A 6,428-nucleotide genomic window follows, 5' to 3' on the forward strand; every position below is an offset into this window, starting at 1 on the left:
ATTTATCATAATTTTTTTAATATCCTCTTATTTTTCTTTGGGTAGAATGTCCCTCTTTATTTTAAGGAAATCAATGTCACAAGAAAAAGAAAAATTTTTAATATTTGGTAACCCTGTTGAACACTCAAAATCTCCTCAAATGCACAATAGTGCTTTTGACCATCTAAACATTAACTCTTATTATGATAAATATTTATTAACAGATGGTAAAAAGATAAAAGATACATTCAACCACGAAAATGCGAAAGGAGCTAACATAACAGTTCCCTTCAAAGAAGAAGCATTTAGACAAGCAGACGAAGTTGTTGGAATAGCAAATGAAATTGAAGCTGTAAATACTTATGTAAAAAAAGACAATAAAGTATTTGCTTACAATACAGATGCTCCTGGATTTATGAAAGCCATAAAAGATTTTGGTAAAATCAATTCTGTTCTTATTTTAGGTGCAGGTGGCACGGCAAAAGCCATTGCCATGGCTTTAAAAGAAGAAAATATAGAAGTTAGAATTCTAAATAGAAGTGCAGAAAAACTTGCATTTTTTAAAACACAAGGTTTTAAAACATATACTTGGGGTAACTTTCAAATGAATCATTATGATTTAATTGTAAACTCAACAAGTGCTGGATTAAAAGATGAAGATTATCCAATCAAAAAAACTACCTTAGAAAGTATATTTTTAAATGCAAAATTTGCTTTTGACTGTATTTATGGAAAAGAAACTCCATTTTTAAAACTTGCACAAGTAGAAGGATTAAAAGTAAAAGATGGTGAAGATATGCTTCTTTATCAAGGTGTTTTAGCCCTTGAACTTTTTACTGATACTACTTTAGATAATCAAACTATAGAAATTATGAGAAAAGCACTTAAAGAAGAAAATTAGTTTTCTTCTTTATCTTTTCCCTTTTATAGTATCTAAATAACTATATACAGTTACTTTTGAAACACCCATAAAGTTTGCAACTTTATCTATAGAGCCTTTTACTAAAAAAATACCTTTCTCATCCATAAATCTAATAATTTCTAAGCTTTTTTTTCTTGTTAGTTTTTCATTATTTTTAACTGTGTTTTTAAATATTTGTTCTATGATATTATCAAGTGTACTCATAATATCTTGATCAAGTATATATTCTTCTTGTTTTTTCATATTTTCAGTTGAAGATGTATTTCCCAAAAATCCTTGTAACTCTTCTTGTAAAAGATGAGATAAAGTCAAATCATAATTAAGACATAACATACCTATTACTGCATCTTTTTCATCGCGAATCAAGGCTGATGAAGATTTGATCTTTTTCCCATCTTCTGTTTCAAAAAAATAATTAACTACATAATCATCTTTAAAATCTTTATTAAGCAAAACCATTTTTATAAGATGGTCAAAACTTTGACCAACTTTTCTACCTGTAACATCTCCATTTGCTGCATAAACTACAGAATTTTGAGGTTGTGTTAAATCATGTAACACAACTTCACAACTTTTTCCAAAAGTTTTTACAATTAAGTTTGCGATTGGTATATAAGCTTTAAGAATTAAATTCATAAAAGTCTCCTTCTCAAAATGTAATATATCAAAAAAATACTAAATTATTTAATGATCAGATTTTAAACCAGCACCACACATAGAGATTAAACAATCACTTAAAATTTCATTATCTTTACAATATTGTAAATAAGCAGCATATGAAGCAGCTGTTGTGTGCTCACAATAAATTCCTTTTGATGAAAGGATTTCTCTACTTCTAACAATCTCATCTTCTGGTGCAATAATTGTCTTTACATTATACTTATAAATGTATTCCAAAATTTCTTCTCCTCTCATTGGTACACCAATTGCTATACCTTCTGCTAATGTAGACTTTGGAACTATTTTAGAAGGTTTTGATTCACTATTTTTTGTAGCTAATACAAAAGGGGGACAATACTCACTTTGTATTGCATATATATTTGGCATTGATTCAATCAACTTACTTTCAAATAATTCTTCTAAAGCTTTAATCACACCAATAAATAAAGTCCCATTTCCTAAAGGAACAAATATATTTTTAGGAATTCTATTTAATTGTTCATATACTTCATAAATATATGTTTTTGTTCCTTCATAAAAAAATGGATTATAGACATGATTTGCATAATATTTTTTCTCTTCACTAACTTTCTTTCTACAAATGTCTGCACAATCATCTCTTGAACCAGGTGTTATATTTACTTTTGCATTATGAGATTTAATCATATTTATTTTTTTAGGTGAAGTTCCTTTGGGAACAAATATTTCACACTCTATATCAGCTTTTGCACAATAAGCAGCCACACTATTTCCTGCATTTCCACTACTATCTTGAACTACACTTTTTACTCCAATTGATTTACAATGAGCTATTAACATAGCTGCACCTCTATCTTTAAAAGATAATGTTGGCATAAAATAATCCATTTTTAATAATACATTTTCATCAAATTTAATTACAGGAGTCATTCCTTCACCAAGAGTGATATCTTTCCAGCTATCATCGATTATTGGCATAAACTTTCTATAACGAAATAGTCCCCATGTATTTTTATCTACAAGTTCCAAATCAAATTTAGGTGCGTTAAACTGCAACTTCCATAATCCACCACAATCACATTTTGATTTTTGAGATGTTACATCTTCTATTTTTTTACATTTGCTACAAATATATTTCATTAAGTACTCCTTTATTTACAAGTAGCTATAACATCAACTTCAACTTTAAATCCAAAGTGAAGTCTTGGCAAGGCAATAATAGTACGCGCTGGTGTATGCTCTGCAAAGAAATTACTATAAATTTCATCAACAGTAGACCATTTGTCTAAATCATTAATATAAACATTCACTTTTAAAACTTTTTCTTTACAAGAACCTGCTTCTTTTAGAATTAATTCTATATTACTCAAAACTTGTTTTAGCTCTTCAGACATTGTTCCAAATTTCTTTTCACCAGTATTTGGATCAATTGAGAATTGTCCTGATAAATATACTCTATTGTCTTCTATTAGGCTCAAAGCATAATGACCATTTGCCTTTAAACTTTTAATTTTATTTATTGTTTTCAAAATAATTCCTTTTAAATTTTATTCTAATTGTATAATTTTTTATACAAAATGTCAATTTTATATAAAAAATTATACATTAAATAAAATAGGATGTAAAATGTTTGATTTAAATTTGACTTAAATCTAAAAAAACTTGGACAATAATTTTAGATTGATTTATAGTATATCTACAACAATCAGTTATATTATTTAGTTAGTGTCAAGGAGAATGTTTTTACACCATATGGAGTAAAATTAGCTTATAAATTAAATATAAATAGTTAAAATGGTATTAGGTTAAACCCAATACCATTAAATATTTTTATTAATTTAAGATCTTTATAGTTGCGCTTTCTTTAAGTTCTCTTATTTTATTCATTGCCCAAGCTTTTACACTTTTTTGCACATATTCTTCTTTTACTTTATCTTTTACCCCTTCAAAAGTACTATTATATTCAAGGATATCATTTAATACATAAAAGATTTCATAACCAAATTCAGTTTTTACTGCATTGTCAGTGAAAAAACCTCTTTTTTTATCTTTTAAAATTGGACTTAACTCACTATTTAATACAGACAAAGGTATTTTTCCAAAATAACCACTATTTTTAGCAGTTGGAGCCAATGAGTATTTTTTTGCAAGTATTGAAAACTCTTGAAGTATATCTTTTGCATTTTGTAACTTTTTTATAATTTCTTTAGCTAAAGATAGTTTTTCAACTACTATACTTAAAAGTTCAATTTGTGCTGGTGTATCATATTTGTATCTTCTATCATTGTAATATTTTTCTAGTTCTTTATCACTTGGTAGCAGTTGTTCTGCTTTTTGTGTAAGTAAAAAATCAAATGCTAATAATCCTTTTTTACTATTTAGTTGTTCTTGAGTATAACCTTTTATGCTCTTTTGTTTAACTATATCGGCAAGGTTTTCATTACCTTTTTTATTATCATTTTCATCTGACATTTTTAAAATATGTTTTAATACTTTTTTGTATTCTTCACTTTTTACAATATCTGTTTTTAGTGCATAATCACTTACTAATCTTTTTTCTATTAGTTTATTTAGAATATTTTTTTGTGTTTGATTATCTAAAGTTTTAAAATTATTTGGTGCAACTTCACTTGTCACATTTCCCCCATTTACAACTGCTAAAATATCACTTGCATAAGTTGATGAGAATAAAGATACAACTATAGATAAGGTATATACTAATTTTTTCACATTCTATCCTTTTAGAATATGTAGAAGGAAAATTTTTCTCCTTCTACATTAAATAAAAATCAATTTATTCTTCGATTTTACCTGATTTAATTCTTTTTTCATAAATGATTTTAAGTTCTCTAATATCTTGTTGAACTTCAAATACTCCATGCCAGTGAGCATAATCAGGAGCTCCCATTAGTGCACCTTGTCTCATTCTTCTACCTTCATGATGCCATAAATGATACCAAATTTTAAATGCTTTATCAGACCATTTATCTTTATGCATTAAACCTTTTTTAGTCAATTCATCTATCATTTTTTTAGCATCAGTTGCATAAGTATTGTATAGTTCAACATGTTTATCTGCCATATTAAAAAAGTTTTTAGTATGTGTTGTTGTATGACAAGAAACACAAACTTGTTCCATCTCAGTACGCGCAGCAGCACTTCCATCTGGATTACCAGCTAAAGCATTACCTTTAGTGATTTTTCCATTTTCAAAATCTTTCACAGCTGTTTCATATCCACCTTCTCTTGTTTTAGAAATTGGCATCCAAACATTCCATTTAAGTCGTTTACTAACATTATGTGTTGTTTTTAGATTACCAATACCACTCATATGACAAGTAGCACAAGTAGGTGCTCTATAATCACCTGGTTCCCAAGCATCTGGTGCTGAGTCATATTTCCATTTACTACCTTCACTATTAAAAATATGTCCATGCATTGAATTATTATATATTTCTATATCTGGATGATCAGGACCTAAGTGACAAGATGCACAAGCGGCTGGTTTTCTTGCTTCTTCGATAGAAAATTTGTGTCCTGAGTGACAAGATTTACAATTACCTACACCACCATCTGGATAAACATTTCCAATACCATAATTTGGCCATGTTTCAGCAGTTGGTCTTTTATCTTTTCCAAGTTTAATAATTGAACCATGACATTGCATACAACCTGTTGCTTCTGGAGAGTGTTTTAAATCTGGATGATTTCTACCCTCAAAGTACTCCATAAGTGATTTCATACCTTCTTTAGCTTGAATCTGAATAGCAGCTCTTGCATGACCACTTTGTTGAAACTCTTTTACTTCATTTGGATGGCATCTTTCACATGTTTTTGGACTTACCAATGATGATACAAAAATATCAGTACCTTTTATACCTTCACAATTTTGTGCTGCCATTGGATTATCTTTTTTAACACCATGACAGTCAATACAGCTCACACCTACATGTCCATGTCTACTCTCTTTCCAGTCATTTATATGACCAGGAGTTATTTTTGCATGACATTCAACACAACTTTTTCCAGTCTCTGTTAAACCACGATCAACTTTTAAAGTTTTAACATTTGTTATATCTCCAACATTTGCTGCAAATGATAATAGTCCAAATGAAAGAAATATAAATAACATTCTTTTTAACATTTTACTTCCTTTTTGTGTATCAAATTTATTTTTTAATATAATCACCTAAAATATGATGACCAACATTTTTATGACATTCAACACATTTTTTATCTGTTCTTTTTTCAAAATACTCTTTATGTGCAATAAAAGCTTTAGTATTACTTGATGTTGCATTTTGTAAGTTTGTATGACAACTCATACATCCTGTATCAAAAACAAATCTTTTTGCGTGTTTTCTTTTTTCTTCCCAATCTATTGATTCAAGATCTCCAAAAGTTTGTACTCTTACATCATGCAAACCAGTTTTTGCTTTTTCAAAAAGATAATTTGCAAGTGAGTCATGAGGCAAATGACAATCTACACATTTAGCTCGTACACCATTAACATTATTTCCACCATGCGCATCACGATAATATGAATTGGCCATTGGTTTCATAGTATGACACATTGTACAAAACTTGTCATCTGAAGTTTTGTGTACTCCAACTGCTACACCAAAGGAGAAAAGTAGACCTATAATTCCACCTAAAACAAATATTCCTATAATTAACCATAAAGACTTAATTTTTTTTTCTTTATTACAGGACATAAAAACTCCTAATTATTATAACTTTGATTAATCAAAGTAAAGATGATAATTAAATCATCTGACTCAAAATTTATTCATTTCAAAATGAATAATGTTTGCATTTATATACCTAATTTACGAAATATAGTTTTATAATAGTAAAGGGTAACTAATCAATTTAAACTCCTTTTATT

At 28.2% G+C, this 6,428-nt stretch carries 7 protein-coding genes; 1 reads left to right on the forward strand and 6 read right to left on the reverse strand.

Features of this window, described 5'->3' with window-relative positions; genetic code table 11:
- The first annotated feature begins 73 nt into the window (after nt 1-73).
- Nucleotides 74-880, forward strand: a complete 807-nt coding sequence (locus tag CRU95_RS01680; protein WP_129099416.1) for a shikimate dehydrogenase — start codon at nt 74-76, stop codon at nt 878-880.
- A 9-nt stretch (nt 881-889) separates the two neighbouring features.
- On the opposite strand, the gene CRU95_RS01685 is transcribed toward CRU95_RS01680, so the two are convergent.
- From CRU95_RS01685 to CRU95_RS01710, 6 genes are all read right to left on the reverse strand, one after another.
- Nucleotides 890-1,537 (reverse strand): transcriptional regulator, encoded by a 648-nt coding sequence (locus tag CRU95_RS01685; RefSeq protein WP_129099417.1) that lies wholly within the window; start codon nt 1,535-1,537, stop codon nt 890-892.
- Between the two features lie 48 nt (nt 1,538-1,585).
- The gene (locus CRU95_RS01690) at nt 1,586-2,680 is read right to left on the reverse strand and encodes a threonine synthase (RefSeq protein WP_129099418.1); all 1,095 of its coding nucleotides are present in this window, start codon (nt 2,678-2,680) and stop codon (nt 1,586-1,588) included.
- An 11-nt stretch (nt 2,681-2,691) separates the two neighbouring features.
- A complete protein-coding gene (locus CRU95_RS01695; RefSeq protein ID WP_129099419.1) occupies nt 2,692-3,069 on the reverse strand; it encodes a RidA family protein in 378 nt (125 codons plus the stop codon).
- Between the two features lie 304 nt (nt 3,070-3,373).
- Nucleotides 3,374-4,270, reverse strand: a complete 897-nt coding sequence (locus CRU95_RS01700; RefSeq protein WP_129099420.1) for a peptidylprolyl isomerase — start codon at nt 4,268-4,270, stop codon at nt 3,374-3,376.
- Between the two features lie 64 nt (nt 4,271-4,334).
- Complete coding sequence (locus CRU95_RS01705; RefSeq protein WP_129099421.1) at nt 4,335-5,684, reverse strand: multiheme c-type cytochrome; 1,350 nt, start codon at nt 5,682-5,684, stop codon at nt 4,335-4,337.
- A gap of 25 nt (nt 5,685-5,709) precedes the next feature.
- The gene (locus CRU95_RS01710; protein WP_129099422.1) at nt 5,710-6,255 is read right to left on the reverse strand and encodes a NapC/NirT family cytochrome c; all 546 of its coding nucleotides are present in this window, start codon (nt 6,253-6,255) and stop codon (nt 5,710-5,712) included.
- Nucleotides 6,256-6,428: the final 173 nt, after the last annotated feature.

This window comes from Arcobacter sp. F2176 (assembly GCF_004116465.1).
Lineage (GTDB): Bacteria > Campylobacterota > Campylobacteria > Campylobacterales > Arcobacteraceae > Arcobacter > Arcobacter siniprincipis.